The 17,879-nt window shown below is 65.4% G+C and carries 18 protein-coding genes; 14 read left to right on the top strand and 4 right to left on the bottom strand.

Translation table 11 applies throughout. The features are described 5' to 3' along the window. Nucleotides 1–7 precede the first annotated feature (7 nt). Nucleotides 8–691, top strand: coding sequence for a response regulator transcription factor (locus tag ABC337_RS09370; RefSeq protein WP_237429497.1), 684 nt, complete (start codon nucleotides 8–10; stop codon nucleotides 689–691). A gap of 91 nt (nucleotides 692–782) precedes the next feature. On the opposite strand, the gene ABC337_RS09365 is transcribed toward ABC337_RS09370, so the two are convergent. After that, entirely contained in the window at nucleotides 783–1,064 is a 282-nt protein-coding gene (locus ABC337_RS09365; protein WP_011689709.1) for a hypothetical protein, read from the bottom strand. A 130-nt stretch (nucleotides 1,065–1,194) separates the two neighbouring features. Further along, the gene (locus tag ABC337_RS09360) at nucleotides 1,195–2,649 is read right to left on the bottom strand and encodes an ATP-binding protein (RefSeq protein WP_412884204.1); all 1,455 of its coding nucleotides are present in this window, start codon (nucleotides 2,647–2,649) and stop codon (nucleotides 1,195–1,197) included. A 186-nt stretch (nucleotides 2,650–2,835) separates the two neighbouring features. On the opposite strand from ABC337_RS09360, the gene ABC337_RS09355 reads away from it, so the two are divergent. The 11 genes from ABC337_RS09355 to ABC337_RS09305 all read left to right on the top strand — a co-directional run bounded on the left by ABC337_RS09355 (nucleotide 2,836) and on the right by ABC337_RS09305 (nucleotide 12,761). Continuing rightward, entirely contained in the window at nucleotides 2,836–3,174 is a 339-nt protein-coding gene (locus ABC337_RS09355) for a hypothetical protein (protein ID WP_011689707.1), read from the top strand. 158 nt (nucleotides 3,175–3,332) lie between these two features. Beyond that, a complete protein-coding gene (locus tag ABC337_RS09350; protein WP_412884205.1) occupies nucleotides 3,333–4,655 on the top strand; it encodes an alpha/beta hydrolase in 1,323 nt (440 codons plus the stop codon). A gap of 91 nt (nucleotides 4,656–4,746) precedes the next feature. Next, nucleotides 4,747–5,484, top strand: coding sequence for an ABC transporter ATP-binding protein (locus ABC337_RS09345; RefSeq protein WP_237429493.1), 738 nt, complete (start codon nucleotides 4,747–4,749; stop codon nucleotides 5,482–5,484). Beyond that, nucleotides 5,481–6,383, top strand: coding sequence for an ABC transporter permease (locus tag ABC337_RS09340; RefSeq protein WP_011689704.1), 903 nt, complete (start codon nucleotides 5,481–5,483; stop codon nucleotides 6,381–6,383). The genes ABC337_RS09345 and ABC337_RS09340 overlap by 4 nt, the downstream gene beginning before the upstream one ends. Continuing rightward, nucleotides 6,376–7,344 carry an ABC transporter permease gene (locus ABC337_RS09335; protein ID WP_412884206.1) on the top strand — a complete coding sequence of 323 codons (969 nt, stop codon included), beginning with the start codon at nucleotides 6,376–6,378 and terminating at the stop codon, nucleotides 7,342–7,344. Before ABC337_RS09340 ends, ABC337_RS09335 begins: the two co-directional genes overlap by 8 nt. A gap of 5 nt (nucleotides 7,345–7,349) precedes the next feature. Further along, nucleotides 7,350–7,937 carry a hypothetical protein gene (locus tag ABC337_RS09330; RefSeq protein ID WP_412884207.1) on the top strand — a complete coding sequence of 196 codons (588 nt, stop codon included), beginning with the start codon at nucleotides 7,350–7,352 and terminating at the stop codon, nucleotides 7,935–7,937. A gap of 183 nt (nucleotides 7,938–8,120) precedes the next feature. Further along, entirely contained in the window at nucleotides 8,121–8,465 is a 345-nt protein-coding gene (locus tag ABC337_RS09325; protein ID WP_412884208.1) for a hypothetical protein, read from the top strand. A gap of 327 nt (nucleotides 8,466–8,792) precedes the next feature. Continuing rightward, on the top strand, nucleotides 8,793–9,473 hold the full coding sequence (locus ABC337_RS09320; protein WP_412884209.1) for a curculin domain-containing protein: 681 nt from the start codon (nucleotides 8,793–8,795) through the stop codon (nucleotides 9,471–9,473). 950 nt (nucleotides 9,474–10,423) lie between these two features. Beyond that, nucleotides 10,424–11,302, top strand: coding sequence for a prolipoprotein diacylglyceryl transferase (gene lgt, locus ABC337_RS09315; protein ID WP_412884210.1), 879 nt, complete (start codon nucleotides 10,424–10,426; stop codon nucleotides 11,300–11,302). Between the two features lie 307 nt (nucleotides 11,303–11,609). After that, entirely contained in the window at nucleotides 11,610–11,846 is a 237-nt protein-coding gene (locus ABC337_RS09310; protein ID WP_430270366.1) for a recombinase family protein, read from the top strand. 411 nt (nucleotides 11,847–12,257) lie between these two features. Next, nucleotides 12,258–12,761: a GrpB family protein gene (locus tag ABC337_RS09305; RefSeq protein ID WP_412884211.1), complete on the top strand. Its 504-nt coding sequence runs from the start codon at nucleotides 12,258–12,260 to the stop codon at nucleotides 12,759–12,761. A 68-nt stretch (nucleotides 12,762–12,829) separates the two neighbouring features. Here ABC337_RS09305 and ABC337_RS09300 read toward each other — a convergent pair whose 3' ends face one another. Beyond that, nucleotides 12,830–13,927: an IS110 family RNA-guided transposase gene (locus tag ABC337_RS09300; protein ID WP_412884955.1), complete on the bottom strand. Its 1,098-nt coding sequence runs from the start codon at nucleotides 13,925–13,927 to the stop codon at nucleotides 12,830–12,832. 422 nt (nucleotides 13,928–14,349) lie between these two features. Continuing rightward, a complete protein-coding gene (locus ABC337_RS09295) occupies nucleotides 14,350–15,630 on the bottom strand; it encodes an IS110 family RNA-guided transposase (RefSeq protein ID WP_412884956.1) in 1,281 nt (426 codons plus the stop codon). 1,253 nt (nucleotides 15,631–16,883) lie between these two features. On the opposite strand from ABC337_RS09295, the gene ABC337_RS09290 reads away from it, so the two are divergent. Both ABC337_RS09290 and ABC337_RS09285 read left to right on the top strand, forming a co-directional pair. Further along, nucleotides 16,884–17,552 (top strand): hypothetical protein, encoded by a 669-nt coding sequence (locus ABC337_RS09290; protein WP_412884212.1) that lies wholly within the window; start codon nucleotides 16,884–16,886, stop codon nucleotides 17,550–17,552. Then, on the top strand, nucleotides 17,552–17,815 hold the full coding sequence (locus ABC337_RS09285) for a helix-turn-helix domain-containing protein (RefSeq protein ID WP_412884213.1): 264 nt from the start codon (nucleotides 17,552–17,554) through the stop codon (nucleotides 17,813–17,815). The genes ABC337_RS09290 and ABC337_RS09285 overlap by 1 nt, the downstream gene beginning before the upstream one ends. The last annotated feature ends 64 nt before the right edge of the window (nucleotides 17,816–17,879 follow it).

The raw sequence follows: 17,879 nt of genomic DNA, 5'->3' as shown, positions 1-17,879 counted from the left end.
TGCGGACATGCGGGTTCTGCTGGTCGAGGACGAAAAGATGCTGGCCGAGACGGTCCGGCGCGGGCTGGTCAACGAGGGGTTCGTGGTGGATGTCACCCATGATGGTGTCAGTGGGTTGTGGGCGGCGACGGAGAACCCGTACGACGTGATTTTGTTGGATCTGATGCTTCCGCTCAAGAACGGTTACGACGTTCTGAAGGAGTTGCGGGAGCGGCTGGTCTGGACCCCGGTGCTGATGCTGACGGCCAAGGACGGGGAATACGACCAGACGGACGCCTTCGATCTGGGAGCTGATGATTACCTGACCAAGCCTTTCAGCTTTATCGTCCTCGTTGCCCGGATCCGTGCCCTGATCCGGCGGGGCGCGCCGGAGCGGCCTGTCACCCTCACGGTGGGTTCGCTGACGTTGGACCCGGGCAGCCGCAGCGTGCGCCGGGGCGATACCGTCATCGAACTGACGGCCCGGGAGTACGGTCTGCTGCATTACCTGATGCGCAGCCATGGCCAGGTCGTGTCCAAAGCCCAGATCCTCGACAACGTCTGGGATCCGGCGTTTGAAGGCGGCGACAACGTGGTGGAGGTCTATATCGGCTACCTGCGGCGCAAGATCGATGCCCCGTTCGGGCTGCAGACCTTGGCCACGGTCCGGGGCATGGGGTACATGCTGGGCGCCGACCGGCCGGCCGGGTGAAAAACCTCCGCCCTTGCCCTGATTGTCCTGGTCCGGTGCGGCGCCTGAGGCCGCCTGCGGAGGTTCCGGTGCCGGTCGGGCCGGGGCTGGCTTAGGCGGTGCCGGCGTGGAACCGCCGGTGTGTATGCGGGGCAGCTTCGCCGAATTCGAGTTCCTCCTCGATCAGCCGCTCATCGGTGTGGACTTCCTTGGGGTAGCCGGTGAGGACGTCCAGGTCAGAGCCTCCGGGGCTGTGTACTGCCGGGGCGGCAGTGTGGGCAGGTGTCGCCGGCGGCGGGGTTTTTCCGTGCTCCGCCGCGGACGCCGAGCCCATCCCGAGGCTCAGAGCGACGACGACCGCCAAAGCGGTGCCGGGTATGCTGCGAAGGTTCATGGGGACCACACTTCCTCACCGCTGCTGAGGAACCGCTGTGACGATCCGTCCCGCAACCCCGGCTTCCGCGGTCCGGATACCGCCGGCGCCGGGCCGGGGCTCCCGGATGGCTGCGAAGCCGGCCGGACTCTTACGGGGTATCCGGCGCCCGCGGGTCTCCCGCCGTGACCGGGTCCTTTGGTTGGCGGGGTTCCGGTGCCGGGGCGAAGCCCAGTTCGAAGCGGCATCCGCCGCCGAGGGTTTCGCCGGTGCGGATCCAGCCGTGGTGGGCTGTCATGATGCCGGCGGCGATGGCCAGGCCAAGGCCGCTGCCGCCGCTTTCGCGGGACCGGCTCTGATCCAGCCTGACGAACCGTTCAAAGATCCGTTCCCGGTCGGCCGCCGGCACCGGCGGGCCGTCGTTATCGATCGTGATCTGTGCCCCGCTGCCGGTGTTGCGCAACGTGATGCTGATCCGGGACGCGGCGTGCCGGTCGGCGTTGTCCAGGACGTTGCGTATGACCTGGGCCAGGCGCCGCGGGTCCCCGGTGATCCGGGAGGGTTCGAGGCTGGCTTCGATCCGGCGGGTGCTGGTGGAGCGAAACCGGCGGACTTCTTCGTTCAGGACATCGTCGAGGTCCACATCTGTAGTTTCCAGGCGCAGGCCGCCGTCGTTCGTTTTGGCCAGGGTCAACAGATCCTCGACCAGATACCGCATGCGGGCCGTTTCGCCGGCGAGAACGGTTTTCATGTGTTCCCACGTCGCCCCCGAGGCGTCGGCGGCGGCGATCTCCACACCGGCACTGAGGGTCGCGAGCGGGCTGCGGAGTTCATGGCTGGCATCCGAGACGAAGCGGCGCTGTTCCTGGTCCGAGGCCTGCAGCCTGCCCAGCATCATGTTCATCGTCTCCGCCAGCGCCTGGATCTCATCACTGGTCGGCGGGACGTCAACGCGGCCGTCCAGGTTCCGGGCGCTGATCCCTGCGACCTGGCCGCGGATCCGTTCAACCTGCCGCAGGGACCGGCCCACCAGCACCCAGACCGACACGCCCACAACTACCAGTAACAGCGGGGTGGCTCCGAGGATGAACCAGGCCACGGTGGACACCGTATCCGCCTGGACCTGCACCGTCGCGGCCACGACGACGGTGTAAAGGCGACCGCCGACGTCGGCGCCGGTCGCGACGATCAGGAAATCATCATCATCGCGCAGACTGGGCAGCCCGGACACATCCTGCGTGAGAGTCTGCCCGTGACCGGGCCGCAGGGAAGTGAGGGCAACCGTCTTCGCCGCCGGCACCGAGGCGGCAAAAACCGCCCCGCCGGGAGTAAGGATCTGCACATACTGGCCGGTGTGGGCGGTCGAGACAATGTATTGGCCCGCTTCGGCGACATCCTGCCCGGAGATCTGCGCGATCACATCCGCCGCCTGCCGCCGGGCGGCCGTTTCCGTTGAAGCGACCAGAGAGGTCTGCAGCAACACGAGCAGGACCAGCCCGCCCACGGCCAGAGCCGCCGCGACCACCAGAACCGCAGTTGCCGTGGCGCGCTTGCGCACACCCCACCGCGCGCCGCCGGCAGAGGGCAGAACCCGGTCAGTATCCATAATCCAAGGATGGGCCCGGCACGGTGCAGATACCAAACCCCTCCCGTGGCAGGGTACCGGATCCGGTTCAGCGGGATCTCAACCGGGTTAAGGGTCCTCTCAGGTCCCGCGGGACACACTGGATCCATAGCCCCCCGCACCGGGAGGCGCCGGCGGACCCGCAACCCGCCACGAAAGGAGCCGGACATGAACGTCAAAGACCTGAAAGCCAGGACAAAAATCGTCATCGTCAGCGCAGGAGTCCTCGGCCTGGCCGGACTCGGCATCGGGGCAGCAAACGCTGCCACCCCCTCCCCGTCACCGACCACCACCCAGTCCGTCACCGCGGATACCCCCACCCCGGGTGACACGGCCGACGCGCCGGGCACGGTGGAGAAGGCCACGCCCGGCGACGCCGCCGACGCCCCGGGCGCGGCCGAGGGAACCGAAAAGGCAGACGCCCCTGAAGCCCCCGGTGATACCGGACCGAACGTCGAACAGACCGGTGAGCACACCGATCCGGGCGACGCCCCCGGAACCCCGTAACACCGGGCACCCAGGGAAGAAACCAGCCGGCGCCACGGACCCCCCAGCCCTCACCGCCGGCATACCAGGACCCGCGAAGCACCCCGGCTTCGCGGGTCCTCCTGTCCCCGGTAACAAACCCCCGGCGTCCACAATGTCCTGACCTGTTAGAGGACCGCATGATCACCCTGACCGGAGTGGAGCTGTTGAGCGGGGCAGTCCCGGCCTGCACCGCTGTTGCTGCCGCGGCGGCCGCGCTCTTCCTGCTGATCCGCCGCCGGCGGCGCTGGTGGATGGCCACGGGCGGGGCCTTTCTGGCCGCGGCACTGCTGGCTGCGGGGACGGGCTGGGTTCTGGTCCACGCCGCGGGGGTTTCGGCCCAGGAGCTGCCGCTGCCCGTGACCGTGTGGATGGGGCTCGCGTACTGGGCTGTGCTGCTGGCCGGGCTGAACCTGGCCGGAAGCTCCCGGCGCCGCAGAATCCTGGCACCGGTGGCCATGACGGCGCTGATTCTGGTGGCGGCGTTACAAGTGAACATCTACTACGCCGCGTACCGGACCCTGGGTGACATGACCGGGGCCAGTACCGCCGCCATCGGGGCGCTGCCGCAGGCCGCGCGCGCGGTACCCCGCACCATGCCCGGGCCGGCTCCCGGCCCGAAGACCGGCCCGGTGGCCTCGACCTGGGTGAAACCGCCGGGGCTCCCCGCGGCCGGGACGATAAGCTCGGTGCAGATCCCGGGTAACGTTTCAGGTTTCGCTGCACGCCCCGGGTACGTCTACCTCCCCCCGGCCTACCAGGCCCCGTCCCGGCCGGCGATGCCTGTCCTGGTCCTGGTGGCGGGCCAGCCCGGCTCACCGGCGGACTGGATCACCGCCGGAGGAGTAGCAACAACCATGGATGCCTTCGCAGCAGCGCACGAAGGGCTCGCCCCGGTTGTCGTCATCCCGGATGTCAACGGCTCGGCGCCGGGGAACACCATGTGCATGGATTCGAAGATCGCCAACGCCGGCACCTATCTCGCCACCGATGTTCCGGCGTGGATCAAGACCACCCTGAGAGTGGATCCGGTCCCGGCCCGCTGGGCGGTCGGCGGGTTCTCCTTCGGCGGGACCTGCGCCCTGCAGATGGCCGCCCTGCACCCGGACATCTACCCTTCAGCGATCGACCTCAGCGGCGAAGCCGAACCCGCGCTGGGCCCGGACCGGTCCGCAACTATCGCCCAGGCGTTCGGCGGCAACACGGCAGCCTTCGATGCGGTCTCGCCCCTGAAGGTCCTGGCCGCCGGGCACTACAGCCACAGCAGGATCTACCTTGCCGCCGGGGCGCAGGATGGAACGTTCTCCGGATACCAGGCCCGGACCGCTGACGCGGCCGCCAAAGCCGGCATGAGCGTCAGGACCGCCCTGGTCCCGGGCCAGGGGCACTCCTGGGAGATCCCCCGACAAACGATGGGACCGGCCCTGGACTGGCTGGCTCCGGCCCTCGGCCTGAGCCGCTGACGCCCGGGGGCTCAAGAACGAGCGTCCGGGGTTCAGGGGTTCAGGCCCGTCCTCAGGTTTCTCTTACCGGCGTCGTCATAAGTTGCGGTGTATGACGGACATGGCAATCGAAACCAGCTCACTGGCTAAGGCTTACGGATCCAAGCAGGCCCTCCAGGCCCTGAGCCTCGAGGTCCCTCGAGGGGAAATCTTCGGGCTGCTCGGACACAACGGGGCGGGTAAAACCACCACCGTGAACATCCTAACCACCCTGCTGCCGGCTACGTCCGGCACAGCCCGCATCGCCGGCCATGACGTGGCCACCGGCGCTGACCTGGTGCGCCGCTCGATCGGTTACCTGCCGGAGAATGTCCAGTTCTACGACAACCTCACCCTCACCGAGAACCTGACGTTCTTCGCCAGGCTCTCCGGGATAGCGGCCCCCGCAGCCCGGATCGAAGCGGCCCTTGAAGCCGTGGACTTCACCGGCCACGGCCACGAGAAAATGTCCACGTTCAGCAAAGGGATGCGTCAACGCGCCGGCATCGCCCAGGCCATCCTGCACGAACCGGCGGTGCTGTTCCTGGACGAACCGACCTCCGGGCTGGACCCGCAAGGGGTGGCCAACCTGCGGGAAATCATCATCGGCCTCAACCAGTCACTGGGAATGACGGTGTTCATGAACACCCACCTCCTGGCCGAAGTGACCAAAACGTGCACCAGCATCGGAATCCTCAGCTCAGGGCGGCTGATCTACCAGAACTCCGTCGCGGCCACCCTCGGGGCCTTCCCCGACCAGGCATCCCTGGAAGACATCTACCTCCACATCGAAGCCGGCACCCCGTCATGAATCCCTGGGCCGCCACCGTCAGTCATGAACTGCGCAGCGCCGGACGTGAACGTCTGCCCCAGTTGCTCCTGGCCGTGTTTATCGGCATGACCGCAGTCTCGGCGTTCATCGGCTCGGCCGCGAAGGCAACCGTCACGAACGTGTACAACTCAGCCGCCGGCCAGGGACTGACAAGTGCCCCTAACCCCTTCGGCAACGTCCCGGCCCTCTACTACGCCCGCAATACCGTCATTTACATCCTCCTGATCGGGGCTCTCCTGGCCGTTGTGACCGGTGTGCAGTCCGGGATGCGGGACCGGCGTGCCCGGACGATCGACCTGGTCCTGACCCGGCGCCTGTCCCCGGCCGGGTACCTGGCCGCGAAATTTACCGGCATCAGCCTGGGACTCCTGGGCGTGCTGGCGGCCTCGGCGCTGATCAGCATGGCCTCCATCAGCGCGGTCACCGGCAGCATCCCGGCGCCCGGCCAGCTGCTCCGGCTCACCGCCCTCTTTGCCCTGGCATGGATCTTCCTGCTCTTCTTCGTGGCCCTGGGCATGCTGGCCGGGCTCCACGCCTCCAGCTACACCGCCGCGCTCCTGGTTCCCATCGTGGTCTGGAGCGTCATTATTTTCGTCCTGCCCCTGCTCGGCACCGCCGTTCACCCGGTCTCGCTGTTGAACCCGGTGACACCTCCTGCGGCCCCGCAGACCGGGATCTTCGCCGTCACCGGCTCCCTCACCGGCCCCCTGTCCCTCGGGGAGCAGTTCAAACACGTCGCTTCGATCCTGCTGCAGGACCCCCAGGCCAGCGGCACGATGACCGGCGGGATCATGGTCATCCTGGCCTTCCTCGCCGTCGGGGTCACCCTGATCGTCCTGACCGGCCGCGCGAGCATGCGAAAGGAACTCCATGACTAGCCTCCTCACGCTCTGCGGGAAGGAAATCCGGGACTTGTCCCGAAACCGTTCCATGCGGCTGCTGATCACCTTCCTGGCCCTCATCGTCGTGCTCTCCGTCCTCGTAGCGGCCGCAGACTTCCGTGCCAAAACCGCTGACTACACCAGCTACCTGGCCGCCCTCAAAGCCAGCGGCGGCACCGTCACCGCCCCACCCCCGGACCTCTTCCCGCTGCAGATGCTGCGGGCAGCGATGGAGTACCTGGAAATCGTCGGGGCACTCTTCGCCGTGATCCTCGGCTACGGACTGATCGCCAAGGAAAAAAACAACGGCACCCTGCAACTGATCTTCACCCGTCCCCTGGGACGCCACAGCTTCGCCGCCGGCAAAATCCTGGCCGCCTTCACCATCTGGGCCGCCGTCACCGCAGCCCTGTTCTCCGTCATCACCGGGGCCCTGCTCATCGCCGGCAACGCCCCCCTGACCGGCACAGACCTCACCCGACTAGTACTCGCCGCAGCCCACACCACCATCTACCTGACCATGTGGTCGCTCGCCGCGCTGGCCCTGGCCGCCCTCACCCGGACCCCGGCCACCGGCCTGGTACTTGCCCTGGTCCTCTGGCTCATCGTCGTTCTGGTGATCCCCCAGATCGGCGACACCATGGATCCGGACAACCAGATCCCCGGAGGGCTGTTCGCAGGCCTCCAAATCGACAAAGCACACGAACACGCCATTATGGCCAACTTCACCGGCTACGAAACAGCCCGCGACCTCATCGAACAAACCTCCCTCACCAAACAATACGAACGCCCCCTCTTCGCCTGGCTCGGTATCAAAAACCAATACAACCAACAGAGCCCCGCCTATGTATGGGCCCAGACCTTCAACCACACCCTCTGGCTCCTCGCCGGCTTCACCGCAGCAACGGGCTCCGCGGTCCTGGCCGCCACCCGGCACAAACTCCTCCGAAAGGCCTAAGAACAATGAAAACGCCCGCCCTTAGAAGAATCCTCCCTCTGGCCCTCATCGCCATCGCCATCCTGGCCGCCATCCTGATCTGGCAAGGGGCCTCCGGCCCCGGCAGCCCCACGGCCGGCACCACCGGCACCGCCGCGGCCGGCCCCGCAGCGACCGTACTTCCCGTGACAAAAAACCCCATCACCGCCACCGGGACCGCCCCCGGACTGACCATCAGCAAGGCCAAAGCCGAAGACAACACCGACCCGCAAACCAACGCCGCAGTTCCGGACCGCCTTCAGTTCACCCTGAGCAACTCCACCCCCGCGCCGCTTACCGGCCTGGAGGTGTACTACACCATGAAAGACACCGCCACCGGACAGACAGAGTCCTACTACCAGAAACTCGACGGGCTGACCCTGGCACCTGATACGTCAGCGACAGTGTATTTCGACAACGCCACCGGCACCGGGCACTACCCGGAGAACAAATACAGCCTCTACCGAACCTCCACGAACGAAGTAAAAATCAGCGTCGAAGCCGCCGCACCCGGACTCGCCCCGGTCACCGCCACCGCCACGAAAGCCAAAGGCACCGGAGAAAAAATCGACTAACCCCCTACCGGTCAAGTACTGGTGCAGGAATAAGACTCAGGACGCCCTCAGGAACCGCCAGCCATGCTGGTAGTACCGGAACGAAACCGCAGGAGGCACCATCATGCAGATCCCTAATAGCCCGAACCCGGCTGCCTGCCCCGAACCTCCGCGCCCGGCGGACCGACAGCAGGGGGCCAGCTCATGACCTGGATCATCCGCCGCGGCCGCGTGGTACGTTCGAAAAAGGACCAAAGCCAAACCTCCGGGCGGCCCAAAGCAACACCTCCGGCCGCCACGTATCGCCCGGCACGGCGGGACCACCTAAACTCCCGCCACGGGCCGGAGGCCGGCACCAGTCAAAACCTGCACAATTCAGGGATCGTCATCGATGACGCGTACAGACGGCCGCCGCAACTGACCACCCAAGCGCGGCAGGGACAGGCGACCGGCCGGCCGCACGGCCCCGCCCGTCCATGCGCGGACAAAAGATCAAAACCGATTAGCCGAAGCGTCCGCATCGAAGAAGAAGAAAAAGAAGAAGGATAACCCCATGAGTTCTCAGCAACCCCTGACTGCACTGACTGAGGCAAATGCCAGCCACGCAGAACGTGATGACGACACCTCCATGACACTGGACTCACAGGCGGAGGACATTATCCGGACCGTCCTGTCAGGAACGGACCCAACAGCCGCACCCGCCAGGCACCGGCTGCGCAGTCTGCTCGCCGTCCACCCCGGCGACCACATCGCTGTACTCAGACACCACCTGATCCAAACCCGCGCACCGCTGTCTCCGCCTCCGGACCGGGCCGCCGTAAACCAACGCCCGGAGATGCGTCCACGATTCATCACCACAACCGACGGGGAACGGCCATGACATTGCACCCGGAAACAGCACTCCGCCCCGGCTCCGCAGCAACCTCTCCGAACAGCCGCTACCGGCTGCTCTATCAAACGGACGGGAACCTCGTCCTTTATGGCCCCGACGGGCCCCTGTGGGACTCCGGGTCCAACGGCCGCGGTGCCGGGGCATGCATCATGCAGGCCGACGGGAACCTAGTCCTCTACGGCCCCAATGACGAATACGTGTGGGACACCGAAACCGATAACAACCCCGGAAGCCGTCTCGTCATCCAGGACGACGGAAACGCAGTCATCTACCGGCCCGACGGTTCCCCGCTGTGGGCTACAGAAACATGCCAGCCGCCAGGCAGCGCCGACTCCCACGTCCTGCAGTCAGGATCAACACTCACCCCCACCCACGGAATCAGATCCGCCAACGGGCTCTACGGACTTCTTTACCAGACTGACGGGAACCTCGTCTTTTACGGCCCCGACGGACCCCTGTGGGACTCCGGGACCAACGGCCGCGGCGCCGGGGCATGCATCATGCAGCCCGACGGGAACCTCGTCCTCTACGGCCCCAACGACGAATACGTGTGGGACACCGAAACCGATAACAACCCCGGAAGCCGGCTCGTCATCCAGGACGACGGAAACGCAGTCATCTACCGGCCCGACGGAAACCCAACATGGGTAACGGGAACCCACTAAGGGCCGCAAGAGGGCGGCATTCCGTACCCGTCACTGGCACTGCGAACAAAATCGCCGGCGGCGGCCCGCCGGCAATCGTAGGGTGGAAAAGACACCCGCCTCGACGACATGACCGCCAGGGCACCTCGCGCCAGGAAATCGAGCTCCAATCCGTGGCCCTGCAGGGGAGACGCGCCGGTACAGTCTGGCGGCTGACTCAGAGTGGAGTGCAGGAGCCGCTCGCCTTTGCCGCACGAACGATAAGTGGGCACAATTTCTGCTCCGAATGCGAAGCACAGCCACCGGCCTCCGGGCAGCCACAAAAATGCCGTAGTCACCGTCCACTGGAAAGTGGACGGTGCAAAGTACACCACGTAGATTCGCGTGTATCCGATATGCCCTTCGGGGCCGGATGCCCGCCCCCAGGTGCAGGGTGCGGTGGAAGCCACTGAAGCAGTCCGGTGGAAAGAACGCACACGCGCAGAATGAGGCGATATGCCCACCTCACACATCACGCAATTTCTCCTGGAAGCAACAATTCCGGACCAGACTCAGGAACCCCTCGGGTCCGACTGCCTCTACGGGCTCTACACCAGCTGGTGCATTCTGCATCGCATCAGCCCCCTCGAGGCCCGCCACTTCCGCGACGCGCTCCAACACCACGGAGTAGAACCAGGCAAGACTCGACGAAGAATCGCAGGTCCCGCCGCCGCCGACTACATAATCTCCAGCTACCCGCCGTTTTCCAGCAACGCTCTATAACGACCACGTATCGGCACCACGACCGCGCACCGCTCGCCTGATGTCCCCTACCCCGACATCGTCCGCGCCGCCGGCACGTTGGGCGGAGGCCACCGAGCGATGACAGGTTCCGCCGACTGATCAGCACGACAGCGGAGCAATTACCGCCCGGCCGCGCCGAACCATAGGCTTAGACTTCACGTTCCCCGTTCACCATCCGGCAGGATCCCATGGCTGCGCAGGCCCCAACAGAGTCATTCATCCCATCACCGACCGTCAGTGCGTTCCATCTGGGACCGCTGACCATCCACTTCTACGCGCTGTGCATTCTTGCCGGCATCGCACTCGCCCTCTGGCTCGGGTCCCGGCGCTGGCAGCAGCGCGGCGGCCAACCGGGTCAGGTGCTGGACATCTGCCTCTGGGCGATTCCGGCCGGAATCATCGGCGGCCGGATCTACCACGTCATCACCGACCCCGAATTGTATTTCCTCCCCGGTCGGAACCCGTGGAACGCCCTCGCCATCTGGGACGGCGGCCTCGGCATCTGGGGTGCCGTCGCCTTTGGCTGCGCCGGCGCCTGGATCGGCTGCCGCAGGCTGAAGGTCTCCTTCGTCGCTTTCCTGGACGCCGTCGCCCCCGGCGTCCTCTTCGCCCAGGCGCTGGGCCGCTGGGGAAACTGGTTCAACAACGAACTCTACGGCGACCCCAGCACCCTGCCATGGAAGCTCCAGATCCACCAGATGGACCCTGCCTCCGGGATCGCCGCGACGGACGCGTCCGGGGCGCCTGTGGTCTTAGGATTCTTCGAGCCGACGTTCCTGTACGAGTCGTTGTGGTGCGTGATCGCCGGGGGTGCAATCCTATTCCTCGATGCCCGCTTCAGGCTGGGCGCGGGAAGTGTGTTCGCCCTCTACGTGGGCGGTTACTCTGCCGGGCGCTTCGTCTTCGAGTTGATGCGCTCCGACTACGCAAACCTGATCCTGGGTCTGCGAGTGAACACCTGGGTCGCGGCCTTGCTCTTTGCCGCCGGCTCGACATTATTCCTTGCGCTGTTCCGCCGTCCCCGGTCCAGGACCGGGCCGGCGCCCTTCGACCCGGCCTCGGTTTAGGCCGGACCCGGCTCGACCGTAATCTTTTGCGCGCCGGTGCGAATATGGCGATACCCGCAGCAGCGGAAAATGGTCGTGATGATCAGGTCGATAGCGCCCGCCGCGGTGGATCAGCTGGCGGGATCGTACCTGACCTTCGGAGACGTCGGCCAGCCGTTGCGCACCCACACAATTTTGGACACCAGGACTGTCTGGGAAGTAGCTTCTCGCCGTCCGGGCGCAGCTCTCCGGCTGGCGACCATCAACACGTCTGGCGGGTGACTTCTAGCTCGGCGCAAAGTCCACTGACCGTTGTTTCGGGCTCGCCCTGGACATTGAGCGCGGAATTGGTTTTGTCAGCCTCACCGACTCGATCGACACCACCACCGCCTCCGGACGCTGCTTCTTCAACGTGATGGCCTCCCTGGCTCAGATGGAACGCGAGCTCATGGTCGAACGCACCCAGGCGGGCCTCCAGGCAGCGCGCGAACAGGGCCGGGTCGGCGGACGCAAGCGTGTAATGACTGAGGCCAAGATCCGCTCAGCTCGGAAGCTCCTCAGCTAGGGAACGCCGCCCAAGGAAGTTGCTGCCAGCCTCGGGGTCTCGGGGCCCACGCTGTACCGCTGGGTCCGGGCCTCGAACCCTGAAGCAGTTGCAGTCCCGCAGCTCGGTCTTTGGTGCAAACGACTGTTGAAAAAATGCATGACGGTGCAGACGACTTCTGCAACTGACGAACGTAGCGGCGCGTTTCCTGGGCACGGTGATCGACCGGCTTACGGGCGAGTCTGCTGACACGATCCGGCATGCGAGACCTTTGGTGCTGCCCTGTCCGTGACTTGCGAGGTCAGGTCCTCGATCCAGTGCCAATCGGGTCCCAACTGTGGCAACACCTTAGAGGGCCTATCGGGCGCCACCCAAGGCGGCAGCGGCGTGGCCTCAAAGAGTGCAGACACCATCGGGACCAGAATCGGACGGATGGACGACGAACAGCCGGTGACACTTGTGGCGAGCAGATACGAGGAATGGGCGGACCACTATGCCCGGTTCGCCGCGGCGATCCTCGAAGTGCTCCCCGAAGCCCACTGCGAACACATTGGTTCGACTTCCGTGCCCGACCTGCCGGCGAAAGATGTCATAGACGTGATCGTGGGGGTCAAGGTTTCGAGCGTTCAAAATGCAGCCCGGGCGCTGAAAATGGCGGGGTTCGCCCTCGAGGGGATGAAGCCCGGCCATTGCTGGCTCGCGTGGCCAAGCCGCCGCCATCGAGAATCCGTGGTGCACGTCGTCGCATTCGAAGGCACTGAATGGTCTGCACGCATCGCATTCCGCGATCTGCTCAGAGAAGATCCGGCGGCCCGCGCCGAATACTTTGAGGCCAAGAAGATTGCAGCCGACGCAGCCTCGGGCTGGAGTGACTACACGGCTGCCAAATACCCCACCGTCGCGCGCCTTCTAACTCGGACCAATCGAATGCCCTGACGACGCCCAGCGGCAGGTCCCAGGAAGGGGAAATTTGCACGCCGAGGGATCCTTTACCGGACACCACCTCAACCATCTGCCCCGGCAACGCGGGATGGGGCCGGTTCCGCGGTGGCGTAAAGTGCGTTGAGCTGGCGGTAGAGGATACGGGCAATGTAGCGCTTGAGGGATCTGCGGATTTCGCGGTAGCTGCGTCCTTCTTGGGTGCGTTTGGCGACGTAGTCCCGTGTTCCGGGGTCGTGGACCATCCGGGTCATGGTGATGGTGTGCAAAGCCCTGTTCAGGCGCCTGTCACCGCCCCGGTTGAGCCTGTGCCGGACAGTGTTACCGCTTGAGGCCGGCAAGGGATTCACCCCTGCCAGCGAGGCGAAGGCAGCTTCACTGCGGACCCTTCCAGGATGCGACCAAGCTGTCAGGACAGTGGCGACGGTGACAGCCCCAGCCCCCACCATCTCCAACAGCGGCGCCGCCGGGCTGTCTTGGATCAGCTCTGTCATACGCTTCTGATTCGCCGTCAGCTGGGTGGTCACCTCGAGAACGCGGCGCGCCAACCGGACTGCCTCCTCGCGCGCGATCGACAGTTCGATCTGCTCCTGTCGTTCCCGCCACCTGGTGATCGTGACGATCTGGGCGGGAACCAGAGGTTTACGGGCGTCAATTCCCAGATCGTGTGCCCGGAGTAAGGCGATGAGTGCATTGACGTTCATTGTTCGGTCCCGGGTCAACTGATCCCGGGCTGCGCTCAGGATCCTGAGCCCGGCACGGGCTCCTTCATCCCTGCGCGGAGCACGGAGCTGGGACTCCTCGATGGTCAGGACTGCGGTTCCGATGGCGGCCGCGTCCAGCGGGTCGGACTTGCCGATGCCCCGGCGCCCTCGGGCGTTCATCCGTGGTGCTTCGGCGACGTCATAGCCGGCGTCGGTTACCGCCCTGGCCAGACGTGCCCCATAAGAGCCGATACCCTCAACGGCCCATAGACAGGCGACATCACCGTCTGTCCGTCGGCCGACCCAGGCAAGTGCGCGGGAAATCCCTGCCGGGGTGGTCGGGAACTGCTCGCACGCGACCTGCTGCTTGGTGCTGGCCTCGATGATGGCGTAGGTGTGGGTGCGGGCGTGGCAGTCCACGCCGATTACGAACGGGCGGGTCTGCGCAACGAGAGTCAACGCGGCCACCCTCCTTCCTTTCGAACGGGCACGACTGGTCGCATCACGACCGGCACTGACCTGGGGAAGAGTCACGTCGAGGCAATACTGTGATGAGCCACAACCCCAAAGGGCTGGGCAAGCTTCTAATCAAGCCACCGACGTGGGACAGGTCAACGCCGGCCGCTCCCCCCAGTACGGACAAGTCGGGGGACATGCACCCTCAAAGGGGCAATTGTTTTTTCGAGTCACGCGCCAGGCAGAACGACCGGCATCAACACTGCCAGCTAGTCCCAGACCAGCCACTGCAAGACTCACAGTTGTTTTTTGGCTGCTGGCGGAGCTTGCGGAGCTGTGCCCGACGGAGGCCTGTCTACCGAAGGCAAGGGGCGGGAAATTCCCGGAGGAAATAAGCGACGAAGACATCTCACGTGTTTAGGAAGTCAAGCAGCGAGGTTTGCGGCCGGTGGAGTGAAGGCTGTGGCTTCGTCGAAACGGGTGCCGGTGGTAAGGCAATGGTGGAGTTGGCCGAGGAGGCGGTTGAAGAGGTTCCGTTGGGCTGCTGCATGCCAGTCCCCGGCTGCGCGGCGGCGCTTGTAGTGGGCTCTGGCGCCTGGGGATCCGGTCAGGGCGGACAGCGCCCACATGTATCCGGCGGTGCTGAGCCGGTCATTCTTGACGAATCTGCGGCCGACGAATTTCTTCTTTCCCGAGGCTCTGGTGATGGGCGCGGAGCCGGCGTACGCCTTCAGGGACCGGGCGTCGGTGAAGCGGGTTTTGTCGTCTCCGATTTCTGCGAGGATCCGGGCACCGAGTTGGGTGCCGATCCCGGGGAAGCTGAGCAGGATTTGCGCGTCGGGGTGGGTGAGGAATGCTTCCTCGACCGCGGTGCTGAGCTGATCAATGGCTTGGCAGGCGGCGTCGAGGAGGAGCAGCAGCCCGGCGGCCTGCTGGCCCATGGCGTCTTCGACGGCCTGGGGCTGGCGGGCATGATCACCCCGAAGGATGGTCTTTATCCGTTGGGCCTGGGCGGCGATGCCGCGGGAGCGTCCCGCGCGGCGCAGCGCGGCTTCGATCCGGGCGGTGCTGAGCCGGGCAGCTGTGCCCGGGGTGGGTGCGATGCGCAGCAGTTCCCTGGTCTCGGGGCGGGTGAGCCCGTTCTGCCAGACCGCGCCGGCCTGTAGGAGCGCTGGGTAGAACTGGCGCAGCACGGAGCGGAGCTGGTTAGCGGTCTGTTGGCGTGCCCAAACCGCGTCCTGCTGGGCCCGGGCCAGGACGGTGATCGCCCTTGCCTGCTCGGTGTCGGCCGGCAGGGGGCGGTGCGCGTGGGCGTCAGTGCGAAGGATGTTCGCCAGCACCAGGGCATCCCCCGGGTCGGACTTCTTCTTCGAGACCCCGTGCCTGTCGCGGTAGCGGGCGGCCGAGAGCGGATTGACCGCGTAGATCTTCCGGGTGCCGGCGCGCAGGGCCGCGACGAGCAGGCCCTGGCTCGTCTCGATCGCCACCGGGACCGGGTTCTGGGGTGTGTCTCCGTATTCGGCGAGCAGTTCCATCAGGTCCCGGTAGCCGGCGGCGTCGTCGGTGATCCTGCGTTTGGCCAACAGCTCTCCGGCGCTGTCGATGATGGCAATGTCATGGTGGCCCTCGGCCCAGTCGATCCCGCAGTAGAGGTCCAATCTGTACTCCTCGCAGTCAAGGTGTGTTCTGTTCCCGGGGTGTGCCAGTTCGGATCACGCAGCGCCCTAATTCCAAGACTCGAAGGTCTGCCATCTCACCAGCCGTTCGTGAAACGAGTCCACTTCGGGCGCCCCGGTCTAACCAAGAGCTCCACGGCTCCCGGAGAAGGAAGGGGTCATCCCGCAGCCTGCACGCCACCACGAGAACCAAGTACCACGCCAGCAGTCGGGGGTTCCGCTGCCACGCGGGCGGCGGAACCTGGCCGGCAAAAGCCCGGAGGGCATCTGCCGGCCAGTCCGGGGTCCCGCGGCGCCAATCTGCACCGGTACGCACCGCTCTTCGTCGAGGGTTCAAGGACCCAAGAGCGCCGAAGGCGTCGCAGCGATACTGCGCCGTGGAACCCCGAAACAGCTCCGGGTAGGCCAACTGATCTGGCGCTGCGAGAAGCTGCCTGTGATCGCATTAACCGGGCATCGGCCCGGCTAATTAAGGGCTCTGCGGCGGGCGCCCTCAGCGAACGCGCCGCTCTGCGTCGAGGATTCAAGATCCAAGAGCGCCGAAGGCGTCACCACTGATGACTCCACCGCAGAACTCCACCAAGACAGCCCCGGAGTGGCCAACCATCTGGCCCTTTGAAGCCGCTTAACAACGAATTAGGAGCGCCGCAGGGAAATTCCTGCACCGCAGGCCCCGGAGGAACGGAGGGGCTAGACGGGCCGGAGCGGGCACGTACGATCCGAAGGAATCTCAATGATGTTGTCAACGGATGTCGGTGGCGTCCCGGCCGGAGACGGCCGGGACATGCGAGGTGTTTCTAGTGCGCCCTGCCCGGGTAGGGCTTCCGGTCTTACTCCGGCCGTTCGGCGGCCGTGGCAGGGAGGCTGTCCGGGCCGTCGGACTGGCCCGATGCCCAGTGGAAGAACACCTCGGCGGTGATCGCTTCGAAAGGGCGAGCAGCGGATGGATTGGGGGAAGAAAGAGGCGCAGCGCCGACACAAGGCAGCCGGAGCGCGGCCGTCCGAAGGACGGTTGAGCCGGTGGAGCGGGCACGTGGGATCCAACGGACAGCGGCAAAAAAGAAAGGAGGAAAATGCCTGTGCTGCCCGAGCGCGGCGAGACTCATTTGTGGGGCTCCTGGGCGTCACTCGCCGGAGCCATTCGCGTGAACGGCGGATTCGCTCCCTCTCAGGAGGATTCGTCTTCGACCTTGACGGATCCCCCACCCTGGATAACGTATCGCTTATCGATAACAACGATATTCGATATACACAGGCTGGGACATGACCGCTATGGGGGAACGATGAACACGACAGAGGCTATCCGGCACCGAACCGCCCCGCATCATCTCGGGGTCTGGTCCCGCGCCGCGTTGGTCCTCGCCATGGCCGTCTCGGTGCTGTGGATTGCCGGCGCATTATGGGATGTCATTGCATCCCTGACCGCGTCGTTCAGCCGCCAGAGTACCTTCACTATTCACACCCGAAGCGCGTCGGTGGACAGCTGGGGATATCTGGGTCCGGATGTCCTCTCTCTGGTCCCTTTGGAGTCAAGCCTGTCCGTCCAGAACATTCCTGAAGGCGCGGCGCTTCTGCTGGCAGGAGTTGGAATTCTCAACGGCAGCAGTTGGATTGCGCTGGCCACTCTGATGTTCGTTGTATCGCTAAAGGTATTCAAAGGACGGCCCTTCACCCGATTGGTCTCCCGGGCTCTAGCTGCAACCGGTCTGCTCATCCTCGTAGCCGTCGGCCTCATTGCTGCCCTTGGTGGGGCCGGCCAGAAGCAGGTCATGGACCATATCGGGCGGGAACGGATCCTCTCGCAGCCAGGATTGGCATACAGCGATCTCCCCTTCTACGTCTGGAACAGCATCAGCCTTCCCCTGCTGATTGCCGGCCTGCTCCTGCTGCTTTTGGCCGGCGCCTTCAAACTCGGCACCCGCTACCAGCAGGACACCGAGGGTCTGGTCTGATGTCGCCCGCCAAACAGGACGACGATCTGAGTGGCATTCATTGCCGGCTCGACGAACTACTGCTGGCAAACGACATGACGCTGACAGAGCTCAGCAGGCGCGTCGGCGTGTCCGTAGTAAATCTCTCCGTGCTGAAAAACGACCGCGCTAAAGCCATCCGGTTCTCAACTCTCGCAGCCATATGCGAAGCGCTGAAGTGCGAGGTCGGGGATTTGCTCTCGATAGGCCGACCCGCGGATGCCGCGGGCTCGCGAATCACATAAGTCTCGCGCCACCGCCAGGCGGCAGCTCCTTTGGGGGGAGCTGCCGCCAGGCCGGTGGCGCGCT

The sequence above is a fragment of the Arthrobacter phoenicis genome, assembly GCF_047238215.1.
Lineage (GTDB): Bacteria > Actinomycetota > Actinomycetes > Actinomycetales > Micrococcaceae > Arthrobacter.
The sequence above is the reverse complement of the archived record's forward strand: the minus strand, read 5'-3'. Positions and strand labels throughout refer to the sequence as shown.

Excerpts from the sequence above, each read along its gene's own strand:
- ABC337_RS09370 (WP_237429497.1), top strand. The coding sequence starts at position 8 with ATGCGGGTTCTGCTGGTCGAGGACGAAAAGATGCTGGCCGAGACGGTC.
- ABC337_RS09365 (WP_011689709.1), bottom strand. The coding sequence starts at position 1,064 with ATGAACCTTCGCAGCATACCCGGCACCGCTTTGGCGGTCGTCGTCGCT.
- ABC337_RS09360 (WP_412884204.1), bottom strand. The coding sequence starts at position 2,649 with ATGGATACTGACCGGGTTCTGCCCTCTGCCGGCGGCGCGCGGTGGGGT.
- ABC337_RS09355 (WP_011689707.1), top strand. The coding sequence starts at position 2,836 with ATGAACGTCAAAGACCTGAAAGCCAGGACAAAAATCGTCATCGTCAGC.
- ABC337_RS09350 (WP_412884205.1), top strand. The coding sequence starts at position 3,333 with ATGATCACCCTGACCGGAGTGGAGCTGTTGAGCGGGGCAGTCCCGGCC.
- ABC337_RS09345 (WP_237429493.1), top strand. The coding sequence starts at position 4,747 with ATGACGGACATGGCAATCGAAACCAGCTCACTGGCTAAGGCTTACGGA.
- ABC337_RS09340 (WP_011689704.1), top strand. The coding sequence starts at position 5,481 with ATGAATCCCTGGGCCGCCACCGTCAGTCATGAACTGCGCAGCGCCGGA.
- ABC337_RS09335 (WP_412884206.1), top strand. The coding sequence starts at position 6,376 with ATGACTAGCCTCCTCACGCTCTGCGGGAAGGAAATCCGGGACTTGTCC.
- ABC337_RS09330 (WP_412884207.1), top strand. The coding sequence starts at position 7,350 with ATGAAAACGCCCGCCCTTAGAAGAATCCTCCCTCTGGCCCTCATCGCC.
- ABC337_RS09325 (WP_412884208.1), top strand. The coding sequence starts at position 8,121 with ATGACCTGGATCATCCGCCGCGGCCGCGTGGTACGTTCGAAAAAGGAC.
- ABC337_RS09320 (WP_412884209.1), top strand. The coding sequence starts at position 8,793 with ATGACATTGCACCCGGAAACAGCACTCCGCCCCGGCTCCGCAGCAACC.
- lgt (WP_412884210.1), top strand. The coding sequence starts at position 10,424 with ATGGCTGCGCAGGCCCCAACAGAGTCATTCATCCCATCACCGACCGTC.
- ABC337_RS09305 (WP_412884211.1), top strand. The coding sequence starts at position 12,258 with ATGGACGACGAACAGCCGGTGACACTTGTGGCGAGCAGATACGAGGAA.
- ABC337_RS09290 (WP_412884212.1), top strand. The coding sequence starts at position 16,884 with ATGAACACGACAGAGGCTATCCGGCACCGAACCGCCCCGCATCATCTC.
- ABC337_RS09285 (WP_412884213.1), top strand. The coding sequence starts at position 17,552 with ATGTCGCCCGCCAAACAGGACGACGATCTGAGTGGCATTCATTGCCGG.